Origin of the sequence: Bradyrhizobium sp. 87 (assembly GCF_023073015.1) — a bacterium.
Classification (GTDB): Bacteria; Pseudomonadota; Alphaproteobacteria; order Rhizobiales; family Xanthobacteraceae; genus Bradyrhizobium; species Bradyrhizobium canariense_D.
The window spans coordinates 128,213-153,298 of record NZ_JADPIQ010000149.1; the positions used below are offsets into that span (position 1 = coordinate 128,213).

Sequence of the window (25,086 nt, forward strand, 5' to 3'; positions counted from 1 at the left end):
GGCCAGCTTGGAAGGAAAGCACGGACTGGTAGCAGGGATTGCGCAAAAGCTCGCTCCCCTGGAGCGCATAATCGCTAAAGCCTTGATAGCAAGCTCTGCGAACGGCTGAGGGGCGCAGTCCTAGTCCAAACGTAGAGATGCCTCATTCGACTTCAGATGGAGCACGTCATGAAGCTTAGTACCACTCTCACCTGCGCCGCCTTTGCGATCATGGTCGGAATCGCATCGGTGCCGAGGAGCCAAGCCGAAACCGCAATGCCCGCGGCAGCGGGGGAGCCTCCGAAGCTCATTGACGTTTCGGGGATTACATTGCCCGATACCAAGTTCATTCGCGACGCAGTTCAGCTGATCCGCAATAGTGAAGGCGAGTTACTCTTTCAGCACTCCATGCGCGTTTACTGTTGGGCTGCCTTGGCCGGAAAGCGCAAGGGCCTGATGTTTGATCCGGAGCTGCTCTTCGTAGCGGCGATGTTCCATGACTACGGATTGACTGCAGGCTATGGCGAAAGCCACTTGCGCTATGAAGTGGACGGCGCGAACGCCGCACGTGCATTTTTGCAGAGGGAAGGTATATCGGAAGATGATCGCCAAAAGGTCTGGCTGGCAATCGCGCTGCATACCACAAATGGGATTTCCCCGCATCTGTACCCGATCGCAGCACTCCTGGCCGAAGCCGCTAACATGGACCTTGTTGGTGCCGGCTTTAACGACTTTAGTGCGGAGCAGCGAAGCGCTGTCGAATTGGCTTACCCGCGTGCGCCGGAATTCGCGGAAGGCTTCCTGCAGGCCCTCTATGACAGCCTCAAGCACCGGCCCGAAACAACTCAAGGCACGGGTTTGGCTGATGTATTGGCCTACAAGGACCCTAATTTTCGGCGCAGGGACTTCAGCAGTTTAATGCGGAACGCGCCCTGGGCAACCGGACGATAACCGAGGCTGTCGCTTGAGCCGGCGGATGAGAGTAGTTGGTTTCCGGTCCTGTAGAGTTGGTGCAGGCTCGTATCTGTCGATGCGCACCCGCTTGGCGAGACAGGCGTGATCGCGTGAAGAATCGGTAAGAATCCTTTTTGCACCCGGATCGAGGTCGGCTTGGGCGCGGCAAGATGACCGGGCTTCTGCGGAAGAACGAGGCGGCTCGTTTGGAAAGGAAGGGGAGAAGGAATTCCGCCGTCAGTGATCGATGTGTCCGGACATCGCGGCCTGACATTGCTGCTTCTTGAATAGTTTCAGTTCCAGGATGAAGCGAGCGCCACCGCGGCAGTACGCGCGGACGTTCGCGGCAGGTGAACTCGTCACCACTTGGTGTGGCGGTGCGAGGACGCGAGTGAGATCATTTCAGGCGCCAATGAGCGGCCTTGATCGTCTTTCTCTTAACTCGTCTTGCAGCGGTCCGTTGGCGTGATCGACATCTGCGGACCGTGCATTTGGGAGCTGAGATCAATTCACTTACAGTTGCTCTCTATTCTGCGTACATTCTCAGTGCAGTTTGCGAGCTATGCATTGGTTCAGCCGGAATCCAAATGCCAATTGTCCTTCGTCCTAGGCCAGGGACTGAGGAATGATCGACGGGCCGCCTCGTTTGCCCTCCCGGCGGAGCGAATAGCTTGCCGGTGACACGCCAGAACCACTGAACAACGGAGTTACCAATGACTGCAATCGACGGAATCACTGTTCCCGACAGCAAGCTTTGTCGCGAGATCACCGAACTCGTTCGCGACACAGAATCAACCTTGCTCTTCAATCATTCCAATCGCGTTTATTACTTTGGTGCGCTGACCGGCCGGCGCCGCGGTCTCAACTTCGACCGCGAATTGCTCTATGCGGGCGCCATGTTCCACGACATGGGCCTGACTTCCAAGCACTCCAGCCAAATGGAGCGCTTCGAGGTCGATAGCGCAAATGCTGCACGCGACTTTCTCAGAAGTCGTGGCGTCGCGCCAAGCGACATCGAGCTTGTGTGGACTGCGATAGCCCTGCATACGACGCCGGGTATTCCGGTCCACATGCATCCAGTTGTCGCGCTCGTCACCGCCGGCGTGGAGATGGACGTGCTTGGAATCGCCTACGAGGAATTCCAGCACGTGCACCGAGATGAAGTTGTTACGCTCTTTCCCCGACCTCCGCAATTCAAAGAGGAGATCATCCAGGCCTTCTACGATGGTAACAAGCATAAGGCGGAGACCACCTTTGGCAACGTCAATGCCGATGTCATCGCCGACAAGGACCCGCATTTTCATCGCGGCAATTTCTGCGACGTCATTCGATCGTCGCGCTGGCCCGGTTGACAGGCAAAGCCATCAACAACACCGGATTGAGACCTCTTCCCCGGGGCTGTCTTGGCCCGACCACCCGGCCGATCGTTGGAGGCGTGCACTGAACTAATCGGGCCGACCGTGCCGCTCTGGAGGGATGTCACCCAAATCCAGGTGGTCCTGATCCCTCACACCTTGTACCGGTCGCGAATAGTCCTTTTGTGCATGTCTTTCTTTACAACGCGCCGCCGTTACCGCGGATGAGATGCCCTCGAAAGAGCCAAGTCCAGCTTTGCCATCGTGGCGAGCGAGTTGAACCCGCTTCAGGATCATTATGCAATCGTTTCACTTTTGCAGGGGAAGGATAGCGTTACTATTCTATCCTCTCCTTGGGGAGGTGAATTGATGGAGTCCAGGACGATCGAGCTCAATTTCAAGGTAGTCCTCGCCTGTCGGCTCCGGCAGCAACAGCGAGGTCCGTGCGCAGGGACGGGCAGGCCGATCCGGCGTCGCTGAATGATATGTCCTCGCTCTATGACGACAAAGGGGACGGAGCTCAATGATCGCGGCGCAGGTGCTCCTGGACGGTTTGCAAGCAGAAGATTTTGGCACGCTCAGTCGACTCGTCCCCGGGCGGACACCAATGCAGGCACGATGTCGGACTGTGGTGGATCGAGAACGAAGGTTCGAGGGAATCCGCCGCGTGAAGGGCCGACGAATTCGCGATCACGCGCGAGCGGAAGCAAGCCGGTGCTTGTCGGACGTTCCATCGAGTACGCCGGTACGCTGGATGGACCCACCGCCTCAATAAATCGGGTGAAACGCCCCTGAACAAGTTCATGACCAAAATGGCATATCCGCTGTGATGCAGAGTTTCCGTGAGATGTATCTGGTCCAAGTCAGCCGCCCAAGGAAACAACATAAAAGTGTTGTGGGTGTTCTGGTTGCTTTGAAGCTATGGAGGTTGGATGTCCGCACTCGATGCTGCCGTGCTTGGTGCAGAGGAGAAGTGCTCGCCTGCGCGGAACCCGACAGACGAACTCCTGGCTGGGCGGTTTGCGCCCCCTCCGGCGGTCGATCATCGAGGAGATCCTTCGTGTGGCGCGGTTCGCACCAAGTGGTGCGAACATCCAGCCTTGGCACGTCTATGTGCTGACAGGCGCCACAAAAGACAGCGTGTCGGCAGCTTTGGTGGAAGCACACGAAATGTCGCCGGAAGAGCACGTATCCGAATACAAGTATTACGCCAGCGACTTGCCCGAGCCGTATCTTAAGCGACGGCACGAATTCGGACGGCTCTTTCACGACTCGCTCGAAATTGCGAGGGCCGATTCCGAAGCTCGAAGCAGACAAACTGCAAAAAACCACACGTTCTTCGGCGCGCCGGTCGGATTCATCGTGACCATCGACCGCCGGTTGGAAGTTGGAAGCTCGCTCGATCTCGGAAGGTTCGTACGAAACGTGATGCTCGCCGCGGCAGGACGTGGCCTTCAATCCTGTCCTCAGGAGACGTTTTCGAAGTATCACCGGATTTTGCGTAACATGCTCGCCATTCCAGCGGAGCAGATCGTCGTGTGTGGCATCTCTATCGGGAAAGCCAATGTTGAGAGTCAGGAAAGACCGATGCCCAGGGCGGATGTTGATGAGTTCGCAACGTTCCTGGGTTTCGAATCGTAAAAATATTGGAAGAGGAGATCACCATGCGAAGCCGAGAAGAATTGGTCCAGCGCAGTATTCCGTTTCTCCGCGAGGTCAAGGACATGACGCCGGGAGCCAAGATGGAGCGTTGGCTCAACGAGACGTACGGCGAGACTAGTGCGCTCTATCAGGATCTCGCTCGGTTGATCAAGATCGGGATCGAGGAGGGCTGGGCGGCCAACCAGGAGGTGGATGGCCCGAACTACCGGCGCAGCCGCATCCTGGAGCCTATGCCGGAAACGTTCCAGTTCAGCATCACGGCCGTTTACATGAACAGCACCGACCCGCAACGGTTTAAGGATGAGGATGACCACGAGGTCTTGCGCGGACAGTATCACGGGCACCCCTATGGTGAGCTCAATCTTGTGGTGCCATTGACCAAGGGCGCGGAGTTGAAAGGTTTGCAAGGCTGGCAGGGCCCGGGCTGGACGGCGCCCGATCCAGGAAGTCGGCACTATCCCGAGGTCAGAGGAGGCGCGGTGATCGCGTTATTCTATCTGCCGGCCGGACGCATCTCGTACGATTTCAGGGCTCCGGACTGATAACGCCGCAGGTTGGCGGGTGAGGCATTCGTCACCGTCTAGCCGGGGGCTTACCCTGGGCAATCATCATAGGCCTATTGGCCGAGCCTATATGCTCGTGTGGCCATTCGTTCGGTGTCTGCTTACGTCTCCTTTTTCAAGCCCCCTAGGATCAATTGTAAAACAAGTGTGCTCCACGATGGCGTGAAGTCCAGGGCCAAGATGTTTCACCGCTGGTCAGCTTGGAAGAGGTCACCGAGCCTTCGTAATGAGCAAAGACGGTCGATGAGATCAGTTTACGGTCGCCCTTGTGGCGAGCACCTCAGGAGCTCAGGAAGGCACTCAAGGAGCCTCCCGGCCCGCACTCTGCCGCCTCGGCGGATCAAAGCCAGTCGGTTTATTCATCCGTTCGACTGGCGGTACGGCCAAAATCAGTTGCTCTGCCTCGGGCGTTCGCCTGCCCATCCATCCAAAAACTCTAACAGAAGATTGTTAGTGAGGTCAGGATGCTCCTCCTGCGGAACATGGCCGCAGCGAGGGACCGCGAAAGTACTTAGATCGCTTGCCATTTCCGCCCAAATGGCCGGCATATCAAAGGCTTTCCCCACTCCATCGAACTCGGCCCCCCATATCGACAGTGTCGGGCACGCAATTTTTACGTCAGCGTCGGCCAGATCTTGAGCAAGGTCGTCTGCATTGGCGCGGTAGTCAGCCAACGCTCCGCGAACCGCTCCTGGGCTGCGATAAGCAGCCACGTACGTCTCGAAGGCAGGCCCCGAGATTGCATGGGGATTGTAACACCATTCAGAGAACAAGTGCCTAAGCCACTGCTCCTCACGTCCACTTATAAAGATTTCGGGTAGATCGAGCTTTAGGTGGAAGAGGAACAGCCAGTATGTCTTTGCCATTTTGGAAAAGTTGAAGTCGCGCGCGATGATGCGAGTGGGGACGTTGTCCATGACGACCAGCCGGTCGGTCGCGTCTGGATAGTCCTTTGCGAACCGGGTCGCTACCCGCGCCCCGCGATCATGACCAACCAACGCTATCTTTTCGATATCCAGTTTTCGCATTAGTTCTCGAAGATCTTTCGCCATGTTTCGCTTGTCATAGCCCGCCACGGGCTTGTCTGTTTCACCATATCCGCGCAGATCTGGGGCAATGACGCGATATTGCTTTGCAAGTTCGGGAATCTGATGACGCCAAGTGAAGTTGGTAAAAGGAAAGCCGTGCAACAGGACCACAGGCGCGCCCCGGCCCGCCTCGATGTAGTGTTGTCGGATACCATTGGCCTCAATTGTGTGGTTGCTAATGTCGGTCATACCAACCGCTCCATCGATTGTCTCACTAGTTCTGTATCTATCGCTCCATATAGATCACACGTTATTTCTTGCAAGCACCTCTTCCCGGGAGGTCCTCGCAACCCATGCGATACTTCGCGACCGCGTCTAAATTCCAGCGCAGACTATCACTGGGGGCATCAAACCATGCCGTCCCGTCCACGATCCTCTCGAAGTGGAGTTCCGCCAACTTTTATCTTTGAGAGCGAGCGCCTTCCGATTATCCTTGATATTGTGTAGCAAGCGATTGATAATGAAGGGAATCCACACCTGTTCAGCACGGAGAGAGCATGGAACGTACTTTTCTAGTGACCGGAGCAAGCAAGGGGATTGGCCGCGCGTTGTGCGAACGGCTTTCTGCCCTTGGCCATAATGTAGTTGGTTTAGCGCGATCATCTGACCCGACGTTTCCTGGGACACTCGTTTCTGTCGATCTCGCTGACCGACACGCGACGGACGAAGCGCTTCGAGGTCTCACTTCGCGTTATTCTTTCGATGGGGTCGTCAACAACGTCGGGTTTGTGCGCCTCAACCCAATTGGTGAAATTGCGATCGACGAAATGGACGAATCTTTCCGACGAAATCTGATTCCGGCGGTGCAAACGGTTCAGGCGATCCTTCCAACAATGAAGGACAAGGGATGGGGCCGAATCGTCAATCTCTCCAGCCTCGTGATTGTTGGTGTTCAGGGACGAACGATTTATGGAGGGGCGAAAGCAGCGATAGCCAGCTTCACACGCACGTGGGCAATAGAGCTTGCGGAATACGGAATTACTGTGAACACGGTGGCCCCAGGTCCAACCGAGACCGAAATGTTTCGCCAGAACACGCCGGCCGGAAGTGAGGCCGAGCGCCGCTTTCTTTCGCTAATCCCAGTAAAACGGTTGGGCAAGCCCTCGGAGCTTGCAGCCTCTATTGCTTTTCTTCTTTCGGAAGAAGCCGGCTTTATGACCGGACAGACGCTGTTTGTGGACGGAGGAGCGTCGATCGGAAAGGCGTACATCTAGGGCGTTCAGCCCGACACCCGCTACTTCAGTGTTACCAGCTTAGTCAGCTATATCAACCTCCTTCATGAAGCTCGACCCGGGCAGATCTGATGTTGATGATGGCTCTCCACGGACGGACTGGGTGAGCCGCGCCAGATCGTGAAAGCGCTCGCGCCCAGCGCAGCGATGTAGTGTGTAGGCCTGCCGAACTTATGCGAATCGCCCATGCGGCCCTAGACTAATTCTATCTCAAGAACTATATTCGTGAACGAGAGCCAGTCTTTACACAGCCAAACAACTGCCGCCGTCATCTTTGCTTCCACAAAAACGGCCCGCGCGATTTTACGTTCGGCGTGGTAAGCCAAAGCCCAAAGTCTGCAACGAATGCAGGAACCAACAGACCTTGAATGTTCGGGCAAGTTCACCTATTCTGGACGATATGCTCCATATCTACAATGGTCCCTAAATGGCACGCCCGCGCGAATTCAATGAAGAGAAGGTGTTGAAGGCAGCAGTCGACGCCTTCTGGGCCAAGGGTTACGTAGCCACATCGACTCGTGACCTCACGGAATGCACCGGGCTGACCCAAAGCAGTATCTACGCCGCCTTCGGCGACAAACGTGGGATCTTTCTCCGCTCATTGGAATACTATCTAGACCATCTTCTTCGGTCGCGCATCGTACGCTTGGAGACATCTTTCCCCGCCGCTCAGGCGATTTCGGGATTCTTTAGCGAGGCCTTGGATCGAGCCCTCGCGGACCCGAAGCACCGTGGGTGCATGCTGGTCAACACGGCGCTGGAAGCGACGTCAGAGGATCCCGAGCTCCGCCGTTTGGTGGCGAATGAGACAGTCATGATCGAGCAATTCTTCCGGCGCTGCATTATTGCGGGACAAAGGACTGGCGAAATCCGAACGGACTGTTCTGCTGATGATGTAGCCCGGCATTTACTCGCGGTCTTGTTGGGCACTCGAGTGCTCGCTCGCATTCGTCCAAAATCCGAGTTGTTGATGGGGCTAGTGGGGCCCGCTTTGCAGACTTTGGGGATTCCCTGGCCGCCAAACGTTTACGAAACGTCCCGGAAAACGCGCAGTATGCGGTATCGCTGATTAGTTCGGCTGTCTGGGATCATTGATCTCCCTGGCAAATTCGGCGCGTGATGACGCAAGGTCGTTCTTGCGATGGATACCGGCCGTCAAGCAGCTCACGCAACGGCATTCACAAAGAAGATTTCTGAGGGCTATTGAAACTGGACGAATCGAAGGCTCGCCGTTCTGGGCGTTGCTTTGACGGAGATGCCTCCACGGTTGCTGCGCAGCACGTGCTTTCGCACCTTGTGGAGCCGCCTTCTTGGAAGATGCACGCTGCGAATGTAGCGCGGACCAAGAAGGCGGCATGCAAGAATGAGAAATCGGATGAAATCTACGGAATCCAAGACAGCGCCTTCGGCGGGCACCAGCGATGAGCACTCCATCCTCGCTTTATTCGCTGGAACAGCGATCGCGGACTCCTTTACTAGGAGCTGCATCATCACCTCGGCTTCGCAGATCGACGATATGCTTTCTCCGCGGCGCCGTATCGCGTACTTTATACGATCGACTAAGGTACAAAATCCGTCGGGCTCTAATCAATCACAAGCCCTCTTTTGTGAGCTGAAGCTGCGGAATTACTCAGGCAAGTGAGGCGGATCCGCGATCAAATTGGATCTCGTGTCATTGAGGTGCTGCCTGTCGAGGGGTGCCCAGCTTGCGAACTATCCCCTCCACGACAACTCTAATCTTTGCCGGCAACACCGTTGTGCGCGGCCAAAGGATGTTGATCGGTACCTTGCCGCCGGACATCCCATCCAGGGCGGTCAGTAGCTTCCCTTCCCGGATATCATCTTGAACCATCCATAACGGAAGCTGCGACAAGCCGTGTCCTGCTCTCACAACCGTATGGACCGTCTCGAAATCCTGGAATTCATGTTTGGCAAAAACAACATGCCTTGCGATCGAGCCGTCAGGTTGTTTCAATAACCAGACAATGCGATTTCCTTGGCGACGCCCTACGATGCAATCGTGAACCTTAAGGTCGGCAACGGTTCGAGGAAGGCCCCGCTTTGCTACGTAGCTAGGTGCTCCAACAATCACCACGTCTTGGACGCCTAGCTGACGGGCAACTAGGTCCGCAGAGTCGTCGAGATTGCCGATTCGAACTGCAAGATCGATGTTCTCACTTAGTAGGTCGACCTCTCGGTCTGTGAAACTCACCTTTAGTTGCAGTGCTGGGTAGAGTTTAGCCACTTCGAGCAACGCAGGCATTACGAAGAGCCGACCGAACGCCGTCGGCAGATCGATGCGCACTTCGCCCCCTGGCGTGTCCCGGGCAAGTATGAGTGCGCTCTGACCGCGATCGAGTTCGGCGAGCGCTGCGACGCAATGCTCGAGCCATACCTCTCCCGCAGGCGTCAAGACCAGACGGCGTGTCGTTCGGTGCAGTAACTTAGAGCCTAATCGGCGCTCAAGCCGCGACACCGCCCGGCCGACGGCCGACTTGGTCATGCCAAGTTCGGCAGCCACCGCGGTGAAACTACCCAATCGGGTGACAGCTACGAACTCAGGGATCCCGTCAAAATCTGTGACCATCTCCATTGTAGCCCCACACGCAACACTCAATCGAATTTAAGATCACTAATAGGCCCGCGCAAATGGATTAGTTCGCAGGGAGCATCATCCCTGGAGCTGTCTGTCATGCCCTCTTTATTCGACTCCTTTGAGCTTGGCCCTATCCACATCAAAAACCGCGTCGTCATGCCACCCATGACCCGCACGCGAACGTCCGACGGTAAGCTTCCGACCGATGGCGACATCCCAAATGCGCTGATGGCGACCTATTACGGCCAGCGGGCCAATGCCGGCTTGATCATTACCGAGGCCGCCGACGTGGATCAGTCTGGTCACGGCTACGCCAGGACACCCGGAATCCACTCGGAAGCCCAAATGCAGGGGTGGCGTTTGGTGACCGATGAGGTCCACCGATATGGCGGCACGATTTTTCTGCAACTGTGGCACGTCGGCCGGATGGCGCATTCCTCCATTCTGCCCAACCACCAAGCCCCGGTGGGAGTGACGGCGCAACGGGCGGAAGGTTCGTCGGTGTTTGCTCACGGCCCGGACGGCCGGTTGGGCTATATGCCTGTGGAAACGCCGAGGCCCCTTAGCACGGAGGAGGTGTCGGCGATGGTGGGCACCTTCGCCAAGGCCGCCGCCAATGCCCGAAACGTCGGGTTCGATGGTGTCGAGCTGCATGCGGCCAACGGCTATCTGATCGAGCAGTTCATGAACTCGGTGCTCAATACGCGCTCCGACCGCTACGGCGGCGGCAGCATGGAAGATCGTACGCGCTTCCTGATGGAAGTCGTCGATGCGGTGGTGGCTGAATTCGGTCCGGGGCGCGTGGGTGTTCGCCTGTCTCCATTTGGCAAGTTCAACTCTATGCCCATGGATCCTCTTGCGGAGGAAACATTCCTCTATGTCGCCGATCAACTGGGGCGTCGGGGCGCGGCATATATTCATCTGCTCTACGAGCTGCTGCCCGAGGGAAACATGGAGTCGGCGAAGTTCGAGCCGCGACACCTCGACCACGCTTTGCTGACCAAGGCTCGAGCGGTGTTTCCCGGCGCCTTCATCTGGTGTGGCGGCTTCAAGGACCGGGACCGCGCCCAGGCGTCGCTCGATACCGGGTTGGTAGACCTGATCGCCTTCGGCCGACCGTATATCGCAAATCCGGACCTTGTTGAGCGTCTCAAGCACGGCTGGGCGTTGGCTGAAGCGGACCGATCGACTTATTACACCCGATGCGGCGAGGTGGGTTACACGGACTTCCCTGTATATCAATCGGTAGAGCTGCAAGCGGCGGCAGACTGAGAGACGGCGAAGTCTCGAGCCGGCGTTCGAGCCCGAGTGGTTCTAGGAGCCCGCGTGTATCACAAAAAACCGGCTGCTCGTTCATTCAGGCGTCCGGTACCCCACGTCACCAAGGTGCTGTCGATCCTGATCACTGAAAACCAGGACAACGCATCCAGCAGGCGCTCGCAAGGTTGCAAAGTCGAAATGTGAAGTCCTAGCTCAACTCCAAGCGAAAGAAGTCAATCATGGATGTATCACCGGACACTACCGCACCAACCATCGTCAACGGCATCAATCTCCATGGCCTATTTGCGCTGATCGACGACGTCAAGCGCGAACCCGCCAAAGGCAATACGAAGTGGCGCGTTATTTCGACCTGGCAGGGCCAGACGCGGAGCCGCGCAGAAGTCGAGAGTTATGAGCTCGGCGGACAAAAGGTGCCGCGCCAATTCTCGATCGACATCGACGAGCCCCGCGAACTCGGCGGATCAAACAATTTCGCCAATCCGCAGGAGCATCTGATCGCGGCGCTCAACGCCTGCTTGACCGTCGGATACGTGGCGCAGTGCACGGTGCGTGGAATCACCCTCGAAAGCTTGTCAATCGAGACCGATGGCGACATCGATCTTCGTGGCTTCCTCGGGATCGATCCTGCCGTGCCGCCCGGCTACGAGAAACTCAGGTACACCGTCCATATCAAGGGCAGCGGTACAAAAGAGCAATTTGCCGACGTCCACGAGGCGGTGATGGCGACCTCGCCCAATTTCTACAATTTATCCCGGGCTGTGGCCCTCGAACCTGTCTTGATCGTCGAGTGATTGCGTGTTCCAGCCGATCGTGATCACGGATTCCAGGCCATCGTGATCGCCCATTCCAGAGCATCGTGATCACTGTTTCCAGCGGATCGTGATCGGTATTTCCAGCGATCGCGATCGGGGCAATTAGGAGGCGCGCGCCGCTGACAGTCTGCAACCGGGTAGCTTGGTCTTTTGCCTAACCGCAGAGGATCGAGATGCCGACAGAGAGACTGTCCATGCGCCACATCCGCGAAGTTCTACGCCTACATTACAGCGTCGGCATGTCGCAACGCGCTGTTGCCCGCAGCCTCGGCTTGGCCCAGGGCACGGTCAGCAAGTACCTCAACCGAGCTCGCCGCGCCGGTCTGACCTGGCCGCTGCCGCCGGAGCTGGATGGCGACGTCCAGCTCGAGAACCGCCTGTTTCCGCCGCCTTCTGATCGGCCCAGCGACGAGCGTCCGCATCCAGACTGGGCGCTCGTGCATCGCGAGCTGCGGCGCCCGAACGTCACGCTGATGCTGCTGTGGGAGGAGTATTGCGACGCAAACTCCGACTGCTTCAGTTATGCGTGGTTCTGCGAACGCTACAAGGAGTGGGCCGGCCGCCTCAAGCCGACCCTGCGCCAGCTCCACGTCGCCGGCGAGAAGCTGTTCGTCGACTATTCCGGCCACACCATGGAGGTGGTTGACGGGCTCACCGGCGAGGTGCGCAGCGCGCAGATCTTCGTCGCCGTGCTCGGCGCCTCGAACTACACCTACGCCGAGGCCAGTCTCAGCCAAAGCCTGCCGGACTGGATCGCCTCCCACGTCCGCGCATTTGCCTATTTCGGCGGCGTGGCCCGCCAGACGGTGAGCGACAATCTCAAGGCCGGCATCACCCGGGCCTGCTTTCACGAACCGATGGTCAACCGGACTTATGCCGATCTCGCTCGCCATTACCGCACCGCTATCGTTCCGGCGCGGCCGTATCGGCCAAGGGACAAAGCCAAGGTCGAAGTCGGGGTCCAAATCGTCGGGCGATGGATTCTGGCGCGCTTGCGCAACCGCCGCTTCTTCTCACTCGCCTCCCTTAATGAGGTGATCCACGCGCTCCTTGTCGACCTGAACGATCGACCGTTGCGCAGCTGGGGACGAAGTCGCCGCGACCTGTTCGAGGAGCTCGATCGTCCGGCGCTGACCCCGTTGCCGGATGAGCCGTACGAGTACGCCGAGTGGAAGCGCTGCCGGGTCAACCTCGATTATCACATCGAGATCGCCAAGCATTACTACAGCGTCCCTCACAACCTCGTTCATCAGGAGGTTGAGGCCCGCATCACCCAAAAGACCGTCGAGATATTTCTCCGCGGCAAGCGGGTGGCCTCGCATCTGCGCAGCACCTTGCCACATCGCCCGACCACGATTCCCGAGCATATGCCGAGCTCACATCGCCGCTATCGCGACTGGACCCTTGAGCGCATTCGTTCGGAAGCCGCCAAAGTCGGTCCCGATGCCCAGACGCTGATCAACGTCATCCTGCGCTCGCGGCCACATCCGGAACAGGGCTTCCGCTCGGCCATCGGCATTCTCGGGCTGGTCAAGCGCTACGGCCAGGAACGCGTCGATGCCGCTTGTGCCCGGGCGCTGCTGCTCAATGCCCGCTCGTACAAATCGGTCGCTGCCATCCTCAAGAACGGCACCGACAGAACCGCGCCTCCCGCCGAGGAGGCGCCCATCCTCTTCCACACCAACATCCGTGGCCGCAGCTATTACAATTGATCAGGAGAGATCAGCATGCTCATTCACCCCACCGTCGATCGCTTGCGCGCACTTGGCCTCGCCGCCATGGCCGATACCTGCGTCGAACTGCAGAACAATCCCGAGGCGGCCGAGATGCCGCACGCCGATTGGCTCGGCCTTCTCGTCGATCGCGAGGTCACCGCCCGCGACAACCGCCGCCTCACGCGCCGCTTGACCAGTGCCAAGCTCCGTCAAGCCGCCACCATCGAGAACGTTGATTATCGCACCGCCCGTGGTCTCGATCGTTCGCTCTTCCAGAACCTCGTCACCTGTCAATGGATCCGCGACAGCAATCACCTGGTCATTGTCGGCCCAACCGGCACCGGCAAGTCCTGGCTTGCCTGCGCGCTCGGCAACAAGGCCTGCCGCGACGGCTTTTCCGTCCTCTACAAGCGAACATCCCGCCTGTTCGCCGATCTCGCCCAGGCGCGCGGCGAAGGCCGTCTGGCGCGCCTGATCGCAGCCCTCGAGCGCGTCAATCTCCTCATCCTCGACGACTGGGGACCCGAACCGCTCACCGCCGACCAGCGGCGTGATCTGCTTGAGATCGTCGATGATCGTTACGACAAGGGGTCCTTGTTGATCACAAGTCAGGTCCCCGTGTCCCAATGGCATGACGTCATTGCCGATCCCACCCTCGGAGATGCGATATTGGACCGCATCATTCACAATGCGCACCGCATCGAACTCGAGGGCGACAGTCTGCGGCGCCAAGCCGGCGAAAAGAAAAGGCGGTGAGCACCTCGCGCACGATCGTCCCGCCGGCCCACAGGCCCCTCCCGCGCGCGTCGCTGCGTCGCTCGTGGGGGCACTCCGCGCCGCGCACGGGGCCCTCCCATGGACCGCCGGAACGATCTTCGGACCAACCCGCCAGCCTTGACGAGGAGGCCGTTTCCAGCACACATAAACTCGTCAGTAGTGTTCGTCTCCAGTGATCGCCATCATCTGGAATCCGTGATCACCATCGTCTGGAACGCCTGATCACCATCCCTGGAATGCGCACGAGTGATTGCATCGTGGCGCAACTTCGGACGAAATCTCGGTCGTACTGCAGCTTGCCGCTGGTAAGCTGAGATGGCACAAACCGTATTTCTCTGCGGTTTTACGGCGCCAGATCTTCCCCATCTTGCTCAACACGGCCGCTCTTTGCCTCGCGCCGGTCGGTGTAGCAATCAACGGCTGGTTCGCGCGAGCGATAGGGTCTAGCGAATTTGCAGGATGGCTGTTCCTCGCCCTTGGCGTAGGCGCGGATCTTATCCGCGCTCGCTTGAGCGTGTCGTTCGATCGAATGAGAGGTTCAAAAAGAAAACCCCACAAGCCGGACTGGTGAGGTTTGGCATCATCGGCATTCTCGGAAAACACTGTCGAGGCCCAGCCAACGGGATGGGCGGGTTTTCTGAATAGGTCCGAATGACGGGCGATCAAGCCGCTTTGTTCGGGCTTCGCGATAACTTCGGCCTCGAAGCAGCCCATCTCCCGGAGTTCGGCGGCCTTCTTCTCGGCCGCCTCCCGGGTGTCTCTCTTCAAAATGATCTGCCCCGCACCATCGCGGGCGCAAACGAGATAAGGCATCTGCGAATCCTGCTCGCGATACACACGACTCGCGGTTCCGGCTAGTGCTCCGACCCGGCCTTTTGCCGCATCCGGCCGACGATCTAGTTCGGACGCCTCCTTCTCTGGCCATCTCAAAATCTCCGCGGTCGTGTCTGGGCCGGCTGCCTAGCTCCACTCGTTCTCGGGCAATGAGCCAGGCGGCGGCTTAAGCTCTTCCAGGCCGGCTTCGATCATAGCAAGTTCGTCCTGAACGGCTTGAACGGCGTTCGCCGGATCGATACCGAGACGGCCTGCAGCTCGCCCAGGACCTTGCGCCGATGCGCGAGCAAGTCCGCCAGAGCGCGCCGATCCTTGCCCCTCACATAACCTGCGACAATCAACTCCATGGCTTTTGACATTCCGCATCAACATGCATGAAGACTTCGAGGTCAAGTATTGGACCAAGAAGCTTGGTGTCTCCAGGGACGAACTGCGGAAGGCCGTCGACAGGTAGGCAATTCGGCGGCCGCGGTTCGCAAAGAATTGCCGGCGTAACCGAGGCGCGCGGTATGCTTGCGATCTTTGGAGCAAGGTCCGCGCGCTTTTTCATGCCATGGCCGATCCCAACTGTCCCATCTGCTTTGGCTTAGGCTTTGTCTGCGAGAACCACCCGGACCGGACAGGGAGCGCAGAGCTCGGCTGCCAGTATGGTGCCGGTGATCCGTGCGCCTGCAACAGGTCGCCGGACATAGACGCCGGAATCGAAGAGCCGGATGCCAGCCACGTCATTTCGGACCGTAGACGTGGAAAAGCGCCGCCATTGAGCCGCTTCATCGGCCATTCAATGGCACACTTCGCCCTCGGTCGCACCTTGGCGCTCCTCGGTCGGATGCACCCACTTGTAAGGCGTGATCTGCCGGGGCATCCGTCAACTTGATCGATCGTGCGGGGGGCGAATAGCATGGCGTTCGACCTGGGGAAGTTGAGGACATCGGGCGCGTCCCCGGGCCGCAACGCAATGCGCAACGATCAGTCGTCGCGAACGCCGGCCGAACGCAATCCATCGGTGTATTCGTTCAAGAACCGGGGGTCCCTACAGAAGAAGAGCTCTCGTCCCGCGGTTCCTGTTGTGTAACCGCTCTTGCGCTTCATCAATTCTGCCACAGCGGCGCTTGCCTGCGCGTGGTCACCGAGGCGTCCGAGCGAAGCGGCCAAGGTTGCATAGGCTCGATACGTGGCGTTCGATTGGCGCGCCGCTCTGCGGGCGAACTCCGCAGCGATGTCGTACTCTCCAAGCGAGAAGTGTGCCCACGAACGCGTGTGGTGGAAGCTCCACAGGTGGCTGTCGCGTGGACTTAATATCGTGGCCTGGTCCAGCAGCGTTTCCGCTTCGATCTCGCGCCCGCACCACAGGAGATTGAAGCCTTGCGCGAAATAGCCTTGTGCGAAGCTGGGATTGAGTTCCAATGACAGGCCGATTGCCGCGGACGCCTCTTCGTTCTGCCGCGTGAGGCATAGCGCGCGTCCGAGCGCGCAATGGCAGAAGCAATCGAGCTCGTCGAGAGATACGGCGGTTTGGGCTTGATGCAAAGCGGTTTTTAGCCGAGCCCCCCGGGCTTCGGGCGCATCGTAGAGTGAGCGTTGAATGTTGACGTAGCTGAGCGCGCCGTGTCCTCTCGCGAAAGTCGGATCGGCGGCGATCGACCGCTGAAAGTATTCTTCCGCTCTGTCGAAACCAGGCGTCGTGAAACGCCACAAATTCCAGAGTCCGCGCTGGTAGCAATCCCAAGCGTCCAGGCTCTCCGGTGGCTTGCGGGCCGCCAGCTGCTGTTCCACTTTCGATAGCTCGGGCTCGATCGTAGCGGCGATCTGTCGCGCCATTTCGTCCTGAATGTCGAAGATGTTCAGCAGCTGAAATTCGTACTTTTCGGACCAGAGCTGCTGTCCGTCCGCGGCTCTCGCGAGCTCCGCGGCGATACGCACCGAGCCGTCGCTCTTTCGCACGCTTCCCGACATGACGTAGGTCGCACCAAGTTGCGCGCCCACTTCGCGAGCGTCGATTGTGCCGCCCAGGAAGCCGATCGTGGAATGGCGGGAGATCACGGAAAGCCATCGGTTTCGGGCGAGCAGCCGGATGATGTCTTCAGTGAGCCCATAGCTGAAGTATTCGTTTTCGGGATCGTTCGATATGTTTTGGAACGGGAGCACGGCGATGGATGGTCGGGTGATCGCCTCGGCTTTGACGGCCTCCGAAACGACGTCGTCCAGCTGCGAAATCTCAGTGTGAACGGAAGTACTCGGCGGACCACGTTCCGGGCCGGCCGCCTCTCCAGGTACGAGCTTGACAGCATCCACGTCCGAGCTCGGGACTTCTTCGACATCTCCCACGAAGCGGAAGCCGCGGCGATGCAAGGTCTTGATGAATTGTTGTTCGGTGCCGCTGTCGCCGAGCACGCGTCTGGCGCCGTTGATGCGGCTCGAAAACGCGGCTTCCGAGATGATCCGGCCGTTCCAGATGTTCTCGATCAGCTCATCCTTGCTGACGACCCGGTCGTGGTTGCGCACGAGATGAACGATGAGGTCGAAAACCTGCGGCTCGGCATGAACGGGCGAGCCGCGCCGGCGCAATTCATGCTGCCCGAGATCGATCTCGAATTCCGCGAACCGGTATTTCATTACCATTGCCCCTCAAGCTGCCGGGCGGTCAACGATTCCTCGAGCAAACGAAAAATAAGAGTTTCCTCAAGGAGTCCGCCAAGCAGTTCGGACAACAACAATCTACAGACCGATGAAATAGCGTTCAACAGGAGAAGCCATATGACCGGCCCACCTCAAAACTACACCCGTGCTTCGGGCAAATTCTGCCCCGTGAAGCGACCAACCCGACCCGGATCGTCGTTGCTTGTCCTTCGTTTCGAGCCGGAGCCTTCGCTATCACGGCGCGTTCTGGTCGTGGCCGCTCGGCTAAGGCGGGCAACAAACGAGGCGATCGCGGCGGCAATAGCCGAACAGGCCAAGCATGCGGTGACGCGGCAGCAGTGGCGAGCCGAGAGTTCGCACCTCGTCCAGAGATCAACTCGCTACAGTCCGCTCGACCAGCTGATCGCTTGGGCGGCAGCACGGCTAGGCAGCGGCCGACGACTCTGAAGCGCACGCATCCCGAGATAAATTTTAGAAGTGATGGAGATTCACATGACTATGGCTTTGCATCCCGATCAAAATTCCGCTTTTCCGGCTACGCCATCTCGCGCGACACGATCGCTCGGCCTCGTGTACGGCCTCCTGAATCGCGGATCTCGTATCGTTCCGGGCAGGCCTTGGCTCGCTGCGTTTGTTGGCGCGGCACCTCACCCAAGGTTCCAGCCCTCGCACTCGACAATAAGCTCGCCACGATGGCGTGGGCGATGATAGCCAGGAACGAACCTCGCAGGAACCCGCCGGCCTTGCTGCGAAAGGAGATTACTGCCGGTCATACGGCTGTGACGTAACGATTGGAGGGCGAACAGCACTAATGCAGCGCCCGGTCGATCCGGCGATCAAGACGACCCACTTGGGCGATGGCATCTTGGAATGCCTGCTTCTGATCGGGACCTGATCCGCGAACGGCATTATGGCCGATCGTCATGAGTACCGCACAAAAAAGGCCGAACACATGGCAGCTCCGAGCAACGCCGCAATGAAGATCTTGCCGACCCAGAGCCAATGGTATGGACCCCGCCCTTGCCGCGTTGGAATCTCAAGCGTCAACTGCACGAAGGAGGATGTTATGCAGGTCGTTCGGATACACTCTATTCACCATGTCAGTCCTCTGAGGCTGCATGTGCCTGCCGAACAAGGGGGAGAGCGTCTTCGATCTCACTAGCGTTGCGAACATTCAACAGGACACCACCCTCATGGCTGGCGTTCACCAGGAACTTCCATCGCGTTGCATCCTGAGCAATGCTGTGCGGATCTTCCAGCTCATCGAAATCAAGACCCAGTAACAGGCTCAACCGGTAGCGGCGCGGTAGAACCTCGAGAAAGAAATTTGGAGCATGATAGCTTATAGATTTAGCCTCGGCGAGTTCAATGACGTCAGTATCGATCCATAAAAGTTTTGATCGCAGCATGTCGAACAAGACCTTGGCCTCTCCGCTCATAGGCACCTTTTCGATACTCTGCTTCGCCGCCAGTTGTTGCTTTTCGGCTTGGTTTACTGGCATTTCGCCGATAGGACCGACTGCAGACGCAAGAGTTGCCTTGAGTCCTCAGCCCCGCGCTGAAATTAAGCTTTGCGGCGGGTTCTTTTTGACTGTGCGGGATTGAGCGCGTTCACTCCATCATGTTGATAGAGACGAGCGTGATCAGTTGGCTGTTAGCCATCATAATCGCGGCCAGCGTTGCGTCCTGAAAGCCCATGCGATTGACGCCATCCGCTCCTGAAGACTGCAACGATCCGAACTGGAGAGACTGTTCTGGACTGATAAGGATTGTCGGCTTTCCTTAACAGTGCGCTAAGTGACTCCATTTGCGGCCAAACCGAACGAGGAGATCGCTAAGCTCGACGAGGTCGAGCGTCCAACCGTGCGACTGCATCTTGCGATTGACTGATTTGCGCGACAAGGCTGCAAAGGGCCGAGAGCGCGTCGCCAGACGCATCACAGTGGATTAGCTGGATCTTGCCTGGTCGACCGCGCTCCGTCGGTAGATGTTTAGAATCCCGCGAGGCCCTGGGTGCTGTTGTAGGGAATCGGGTTTCGACCAATCTCCGTCAGTCTGCCGCTCGTCTTGTCGAGGCGGTAGCTGACAAGTACCTTGGCATTTCCAAAGATCTGGTAGAAGTACTGGTCGTCGGGAGTCAACCAGCTGTCGCTCGGTCCGCTGCTGACGAGCCCGTTCACAGCGCGGAAGGTACCGTCGCCCGGTATCGCTTTGTTGGCCGGATCCTGAAGAAGGCTCAATCGGCCGTCTACAAGACGGTAGGTTGAGACCGTTCCGTAGCCGAAGTTGGTCGCGAGCACCAGCGAGTTATCAGATGTTACCTGCAGCCAGCAGAGCTCAGATGGCTTCCCGAGCGCGGTATTGATCGGGGCCAACGGACCGTCGGTCACGCGACCCTCGCCATTAATGCGGCTCACTAGCACGCCGTCTCCTACCGCCAAACCGTTCAGGAAAGTATCGCGGCTCCGGTTGAGGAAGGCGATGTAGAATGGCCCCGCGCCGCCGGCATTAGCGAAGGAAGCCTCACCGAGTGCGCCGTCGTCGCCCACCGGGAATATCACGAGCCCGTCTGGATCGGGGGCGTTCGCCACAACCAGATTTGGCGACCCGTCCGGATTGACGGCTGGACGAGCGTCGAAAAGAATATCGACCAGCAGGAACCTGCCGTCGGGCGACAGGACAGCTTGTGTCGACACCCGATCGGTCTTTGTCGCGGTATTTACCGAAGCGCGCTCCGGGCGCAGCTTCAGCTTGCCGTCCTCAGCAACCGTGTATGACCGGAGGTGGTTGGGGCCGAAGGCATGGAGCACGTATAGAGTTCGACTTTGGGAGCGGTAGGCGAGCGACTTCGCCGTTCCGCTACGCCCCATTACGGACTCGCCAGTCGGTTGTCGATCGATCAGCGTCAGCTTGCCGTCTGGACTCACGCGGAAGCTCGTCACGCTGTTGTCGCCGCCGTTCGTCGTGAACAGCAGAGTGCTGGATTCGGCCAGGATCACGCTGCCAGCGCCCTCGAATGCGTTGGGCGCACTCTTTTGGCCGCTGATCGGCTTGAAGACGCCAGACCCAGCGCCCCCGGTAGGGATACTCTCGAGTAGTTTTAGTTGCCCATCCGAGTTGCGACCGAAGTGCATGATGCGGTTCTGGGTTTCGTTGGTCTGCACGTAGACATGACCTACAAGCTCAGAAGCGCGTGCTTCTATTCCGAGAGTCCTGAACAGAAGCAGCACGAGAGGTATAAGGAAGAGCTTCGACGATCGCGGACGGGTCATATAGTTAATCTCCTTAGGCCCGAGTTCTGACCGGCAACTTCCACTGGGGCCGGACGAAATGGCAGGTGTAGCCGTTCGGATGCCGTTCCAGGTAATCCTGGTGCTCGGGCTCGGCCTCCCAGAAATCCCCGGCGGGTGATATCTCGGTCACAACCTTGCCCGGCCACAGCCCTGACGCCTCGACGTCGGCGATGGTATCCTCGGCGACGCGGCGCTGCTCCTCGGTCGTGTAGAAAATCGCCGACCTGTAGCTTGTGCCTCGGTCGTTTCCCTGCCGGTTGAGCGTCGTCGGGTCGTGGATCTGGAAGAAGAACTCGAGCAACTCTCGGAAGCTCGTCTGACTCGGGTCGAATACGATCTCGAGCGCTTCGGCGTGCGTTCCGTGGTCGCGATACGTGGCGTTCTTGACGTCGCCGCCCGAGTAGCCGACCCGCGTCGAGACGACACCGGGCAGGCGCCTGAGCAGCTGCTGCATTCCCCAGAAGCAACCTCCTGCCAGGACCACGCGCTCTGTAGTCGCTGCCATCGTCAGGCCTCCTGCTTTGAGAACAGCGTTGAGTACTTGCCGTATCCCTCGCTTTCTAGTTGGTCGCGGTGGATAAACCTCAACGAGGCCGAATTTATACAGTACCTCAACCCGCCCTTGTCTCGCGGCCCATCTGAGAAGATGTGGCCAAGATGGCTGTCGCCGTGCTTGGACCGAACCTCGGTCCGCGTCATGCCATGCGAGCTGTCAACGTTCTCGGCGACATTTGCGGCCTCTAAGGGCCGCGTGAAACTCGGCCATCCCGTTCCGCTGTCGAACTTGTCGAAGGACGCAAAGAGCGGCTCGCCGGAAACTACGTCGACGTAGAGACCAGGCTCCTTATTGTCCCAGTATTCATTGGCGAAGGGACGCTCGGTCCCGTCAGTCTGCGTGACGCGGTACTGCTCGGGAGTCAACTTCGAGACCGCTTCGGGGTTCTTCCTGTAGGTCGGCATTCGCCGTGCTCCTTTTTGTTCTGCAAAGACCCAATCATAGAAATCTGCGACAATCGTATTTCGCAGACTCGAATTGGGTCATTGACTTCGGAAACTCCCGTCCATGCTGTGACGAGCCGCGGCAAACTTCCAATTCCCTTCTGGAATACGTTCGATAATTCCTCGGCTACGCCGTCGTGAATGGTAGATGAGGCGACGGCGCCTTATTCGAGTCTCGCCAGTTTCGCGGGAAAGGTCTGTTCGTATTTCCGTTGATGCTGATTTACTTTGTGCTGGGATGCCTTGTTTCCGCGGCGAAGCGCTGATCGATCACGCGCGACCTAGAGCAGCGTCAGAAAAGGCGGTTGGATGCGCGCCGCTTTCCTAATACTGCATTGCCCAACTGGCAGTAGCCATGCGAAGCTAAACGCGGTCGATGGGTCAATGATTACGACTATAACCTGGGAGGATGTTTGACGTGCTTGGGAAAAGATATGCATTTGCCGCACTAGGTCTCGCTAGTTCGCTGGCTGCCTCGCAGGCCCAGGCCCAATCGGCGAGCAGCGAGCAGGAGATCGCGCTGCTCAAGCAGCAGTTGAAGATGCTGGAGCAGAAGCTCGACAAGCTCCAGAGCCAGACCGCCGCGAACGCTGTGGCCACGGCCAAGGCCAGAGCTGAAGCAAAGGCCGAGGCTAAGACCGACGCGCGGTCGGAGGCGAAAGCCGTGGTCGCCAATGCGAACGCGGCGATCCCCGTCAAGGGACTGGCGCCTGCGTCCGGTGTCGTCGTGACCATGCCGAACAACCGGCCGACCATCTGCACCGCCGATGGGGCAAACTGCGTCGGCATCACCAGCCGCGTGCACTGGGATGTCGGCGGCTATGATTATCGCCCCAACACCGCCGCAACCGTGCCGCAGAAGCTCGACAGCGGCGAGAACGTCCGTCGCGCGCGCATCGGCGTCACCGGCAAGTTCTTCAACGACTGGAACTTCGCGCTGGTCTACGACTTCGGCGGCTCGTCCGACGGTTTTGGCGGCGCCGCGCCAGGATCGCTGCCCGGCGGTGGCGTGTCCGGCGTCGAGAATGCCTATCTCAGCTACACCGGCTTAAAGCCGTTCGGCGGCCGGATGGCGATCGAGGCCGGCATCATGGACCTGCCCTACACCATGGACGAAGCCACGAGTTCCAACGACATCATGTTCATGGAGCGCGCCTCGCCCGGCGTGATCGCGACCAACATCGCCGCCGGCGACTTCCGCTCCGCGGCCGGTGCGCGCTGGTTCAACGACCAGTTGTGGATCGGCGGCTATGTCACCGGGCCCTCGACTGGTGCGATCCATTCCGCCTCCAGCGCGGCCCCCGCCGGCACGAGCGAGCAGTATGGCGCCGTGGCGCGCATCGCCGGCAATCCGGTCAGCGGCGAGGACTACTCAGTACATATCGGCGCCGATGCGCAGTGGCTGATCCAGCCGCCGCGCAATCTGATCGCCAACACCCAAAGCGTGACGCTCAGCGACCGACCGGAACTGCGGGTTGATCCAACGACCCTGATCTCGACCGGCGCGATCGCCAATGCGTCCGGCGCGCAGGTTTACAGCGTCGAGGCGGCGGCGACCTATGGACCGCTGATCGTCCAGGGCGAGTATTTCTGGTACAATGTCGATCGCACCGCCAACACCGGCGTGCCGCTGGTCGGCGCCTCGAGCCTGAAATTCCAGGGCGGCTACGCCCAAGCCGGTTACGTGCTGACCGGCGAGGGCCGGACCTATAATGCGGCGAATGCAGCTTATAACGGCGTCAAGCCGGCGCATCCGTTCTCGCTCGACGGTGGCGGCTGGGGGGCGTGGGAAATCGCGGGACGTTTCTCGACGATGGACCTCAACAATCAGCTGGGAACGGCGACCGGGATCGCCGGCGGCCGGCAGACGGTCTACACGCTGGCGCTCAACTGGTACGTCAATGGCAACGTCCGCTTCATGCTCGACTATCTGCATGGCACGGTGTCGAGACAAGCCTCGCCGGTCTCGACCGCCGATGTCGGCTCGAAGTTCGAAGCGGTCGCAATGCGCACGCAGTTCGCCTTTTGAGAGATCTCGCGAGATTGCCCGAGCGCGTTATCGCGATCTAGGAGAGACATCTCTCCCAGCTTCGTGCCGGGAAGCTCGTGAGAGGTGATGTCCTACATCGGATTGGCCACGCTGGCGCACTCTAATCGACCCTCGCACTCGGCTCGGCAAATGCATTCGTCGATGAATTCTGGACATACCCCAGGAGAACGACGGCGGACGAAGCGGCGATAAGCACCAGCATGAGACAAGCAAGAGAAAAAGCACGCATCTTCGAGAACTCTCCGCTGGATTGCATGCGTCATAGGAATGGTTGGTTAGCCGGGCTTGCGAGCCCGAATGCTTCTGTTTCGACCTCGATGAAGGTTCGTCCCAAGACACCGACAGCTCGATAGAAGGCGGAGATGCTTGAACTTTCAAGGTCGACGAAGAACTGTCTCGCCCAGGGCGCGATATGCTTTTCGAAAAAGAGTCGGTCAGCGCCGGGTGATTGCGGAATCTCAGCCCCGGTCAAGCCTGCCATGACCTCAAACAGGAAACCAATGTGGTCCTCCGGCTCGGTTCTGTCAGGAGCTTTCTCGATCTCAAAAGCCCGGAGTGTCTCCCGCAGCCGGACCAATGGACGTCCATACACAGTATCGGTCAAGTAATGTGAGGCATACGGCCATAGCCCCTCCTCGCTCAAGCCCGCGAATAAGGAAAAATACTCGCGTGCGACCCCCTCGAAGCCTGATTCGGAAGCTGCATCGGCCAATGCCGAGTGAGCTCGCCCCATCATCGTGGTGTTGCCCCGCAGTCGGATCAGACCAGACAACAGCGCCGCGCTTGGACTCTTGGAGAGAAGAGTGGCCAGCAGGGCGTACTCGCGCGCACGCGCGATGTCTAATTCGTCAATTTCTGGTTCGGACAGTACCTGTTTCGCCATCGAGTCGTGATCCGAGTGCTGGGTCATCTTGGCAGTGCACTGCCATGCTTCGGCCGCGTAGGAGAGGATTTTAGAGGGAGCTGGTTCCCGGCACCTCGGGTTTTCTCCGACTTGCTTTGGATGCCAGCGATCGCCGAAGCACCGATCTCCGCCTTCTGGAGCGGTTGATCTGACGCCAAGTAGGGCGGGTCACCGAAACATTCTGCATGATCGGGCGTAGCTTCACGGTGCTCGATGCTAGTGGCAATTAGGTGGTTGATTGCGCTCGGTCCGCTTGACCTGCCCCTGCCGATTTCCTCCAGTTGAAGTTAGAGTCCGGCCTTCTGAAGGACGGACAAATGAAGCGAGCCAGGTTTACGGAAGAGCAGATTAT

20 protein-coding genes and 1 pseudogene are annotated in these 25,086 nt (G+C 58.8%); 12 read left to right on the forward strand and 9 right to left on the reverse strand.

Features of this window, described 5'->3' with window-relative positions:
* The first annotated feature begins 168 nt into the window (after positions 1-168).
* The 4 genes from IVB50_RS41790 to IVB50_RS41805 all read left to right on the forward strand — a co-directional run bounded on the left by IVB50_RS41790 (position 169) and on the right by IVB50_RS41805 (position 4,492).
* Positions 169-930, forward strand: a complete 762-nt coding sequence (locus IVB50_RS41790) for an HD domain-containing protein (protein ID WP_247300549.1) — start codon at positions 169-171, stop codon at positions 928-930.
* Positions 931-1,646: 716 nt separating this feature from the next.
* Complete coding sequence (locus IVB50_RS41795) at positions 1,647-2,285, forward strand: HD domain-containing protein (RefSeq protein ID WP_247300551.1); 639 nt, start codon at positions 1,647-1,649, stop codon at positions 2,283-2,285.
* Between the two features lie 1,065 nt (positions 2,286-3,350).
* A complete protein-coding gene (locus IVB50_RS41800; RefSeq protein ID WP_247300585.1) occupies positions 3,351-3,929 on the forward strand; it encodes a nitroreductase family protein in 579 nt (192 codons plus the stop codon).
* A gap of 23 nt (positions 3,930-3,952) precedes the next feature.
* Entirely contained in the window at positions 3,953-4,492 is a 540-nt protein-coding gene (locus IVB50_RS41805; RefSeq protein WP_247300587.1) for a DUF4863 family protein, read from the forward strand.
* Between the two features lie 410 nt (positions 4,493-4,902).
* Here the strand turns inward: IVB50_RS41805 and IVB50_RS41810 are convergent, their stop codons facing one another.
* Positions 4,903-5,790, reverse strand: a complete 888-nt coding sequence (locus IVB50_RS41810) for an alpha/beta hydrolase (RefSeq protein WP_247300588.1) — start codon at positions 5,788-5,790, stop codon at positions 4,903-4,905.
* Positions 5,791-6,098: 308 nt separating this feature from the next.
* On the opposite strand from IVB50_RS41810, the gene IVB50_RS41815 reads away from it, so the two are divergent.
* Both IVB50_RS41815 and IVB50_RS41820 read left to right on the forward strand, forming a co-directional pair.
* Positions 6,099-6,815: an SDR family oxidoreductase gene (locus IVB50_RS41815; RefSeq protein ID WP_247300590.1), complete on the forward strand. Its 717-nt coding sequence runs from the start codon at positions 6,099-6,101 to the stop codon at positions 6,813-6,815.
* 445 nt (positions 6,816-7,260) lie between these two features.
* Entirely contained in the window at positions 7,261-7,902 is a 642-nt protein-coding gene (locus tag IVB50_RS41820; protein ID WP_247300592.1) for a TetR/AcrR family transcriptional regulator, read from the forward strand.
* 603 nt (positions 7,903-8,505) lie between these two features.
* On the opposite strand, the gene IVB50_RS41825 is transcribed toward IVB50_RS41820, so the two are convergent.
* Entirely contained in the window at positions 8,506-9,426 is a 921-nt protein-coding gene (locus IVB50_RS41825; protein ID WP_094183413.1) for a LysR family transcriptional regulator, read from the reverse strand.
* A gap of 99 nt (positions 9,427-9,525) precedes the next feature.
* Here IVB50_RS41825 and IVB50_RS41830 point away from each other — a divergent pair, with 99 nt between their 5' ends.
* The 4 genes from IVB50_RS41830 to istB all read left to right on the forward strand — a co-directional run bounded on the left by IVB50_RS41830 (position 9,526) and on the right by istB (position 13,993).
* The gene (locus tag IVB50_RS41830) at positions 9,526-10,701 is read left to right on the forward strand and encodes an alkene reductase (protein WP_085395069.1); all 1,176 of its coding nucleotides are present in this window, start codon (positions 9,526-9,528) and stop codon (positions 10,699-10,701) included.
* Positions 10,702-10,928: 227 nt separating this feature from the next.
* Positions 10,929-11,501 carry an OsmC family protein gene (locus IVB50_RS41835; protein ID WP_247300593.1) on the forward strand — a complete coding sequence of 191 codons (573 nt, stop codon included), beginning with the start codon at positions 10,929-10,931 and terminating at the stop codon, positions 11,499-11,501.
* Between the two features lie 194 nt (positions 11,502-11,695).
* On the forward strand, positions 11,696-13,234 hold the full coding sequence (istA, locus tag IVB50_RS41840; protein ID WP_247300594.1) for an IS21 family transposase: 1,539 nt from the start codon (positions 11,696-11,698) through the stop codon (positions 13,232-13,234).
* Positions 13,235-13,249: 15 nt separating this feature from the next.
* Positions 13,250-13,993 (forward strand): IS21-like element helper ATPase IstB, encoded by a 744-nt coding sequence (istB, locus tag IVB50_RS41845; RefSeq protein ID WP_247300595.1) that lies wholly within the window; start codon positions 13,250-13,252, stop codon positions 13,991-13,993.
* 243 nt (positions 13,994-14,236) lie between these two features.
* Here istB and IVB50_RS41850 read toward each other — a convergent pair whose 3' ends face one another.
* Entirely contained in the window at positions 14,237-14,827 is a 591-nt protein-coding gene (locus tag IVB50_RS41850; protein WP_247300596.1) for a hypothetical protein, read from the reverse strand.
* Positions 14,828-15,218: 391 nt separating this feature from the next.
* On the opposite strand from IVB50_RS41850, the pseudogene IVB50_RS41855 reads away from it, so the two are divergent.
* Positions 15,219-15,343 (forward strand): annotated as a pseudogene (locus IVB50_RS41855) (DUF3606 domain-containing protein).
* A 474-nt stretch (positions 15,344-15,817) separates the two neighbouring features.
* On the opposite strand, the gene IVB50_RS41860 reads toward IVB50_RS41855, so the two are convergent.
* From IVB50_RS41860 to msrB, 5 genes are all read right to left on the reverse strand, one after another.
* A complete protein-coding gene (locus IVB50_RS41860; RefSeq protein ID WP_247300597.1) occupies positions 15,818-17,464 on the reverse strand; it encodes a winged helix-turn-helix domain-containing protein in 1,647 nt (548 codons plus the stop codon).
* A gap of 1,124 nt (positions 17,465-18,588) precedes the next feature.
* Positions 18,589-18,990, reverse strand: a complete 402-nt coding sequence (locus IVB50_RS41865; protein ID WP_247300598.1) for a hypothetical protein — start codon at positions 18,988-18,990, stop codon at positions 18,589-18,591.
* Between the two features lie 489 nt (positions 18,991-19,479).
* Positions 19,480-20,760, reverse strand: coding sequence for a lactonase family protein (locus IVB50_RS41870; RefSeq protein ID WP_247300599.1), 1,281 nt, complete (start codon positions 20,758-20,760; stop codon positions 19,480-19,482).
* 13 nt (positions 20,761-20,773) lie between these two features.
* A complete protein-coding gene (msrA, locus tag IVB50_RS41875) occupies positions 20,774-21,286 on the reverse strand; it encodes a peptide-methionine (S)-S-oxide reductase MsrA (RefSeq protein ID WP_247300600.1) in 513 nt (170 codons plus the stop codon).
* A 2-nt stretch (positions 21,287-21,288) separates the two neighbouring features.
* Positions 21,289-21,741, reverse strand: coding sequence for a peptide-methionine (R)-S-oxide reductase MsrB (gene msrB, locus IVB50_RS41880; RefSeq protein ID WP_247300601.1), 453 nt, complete (start codon positions 21,739-21,741; stop codon positions 21,289-21,291).
* A 457-nt stretch (positions 21,742-22,198) separates the two neighbouring features.
* Here msrB and IVB50_RS41885 point away from each other — a divergent pair, with 457 nt between their 5' ends.
* The gene (locus IVB50_RS41885; protein WP_247300602.1) at positions 22,199-23,809 is read left to right on the forward strand and encodes an OprO/OprP family phosphate-selective porin; all 1,611 of its coding nucleotides are present in this window, start codon (positions 22,199-22,201) and stop codon (positions 23,807-23,809) included.
* Between the two features lie 280 nt (positions 23,810-24,089).
* On the opposite strand, the gene IVB50_RS41890 is transcribed toward IVB50_RS41885, so the two are convergent.
* Positions 24,090-24,713, reverse strand: a complete 624-nt coding sequence (locus tag IVB50_RS41890; RefSeq protein ID WP_247300603.1) for a molecular chaperone TorD family protein — start codon at positions 24,711-24,713, stop codon at positions 24,090-24,092.
* Positions 24,714-25,086: the final 373 nt, after the last annotated feature.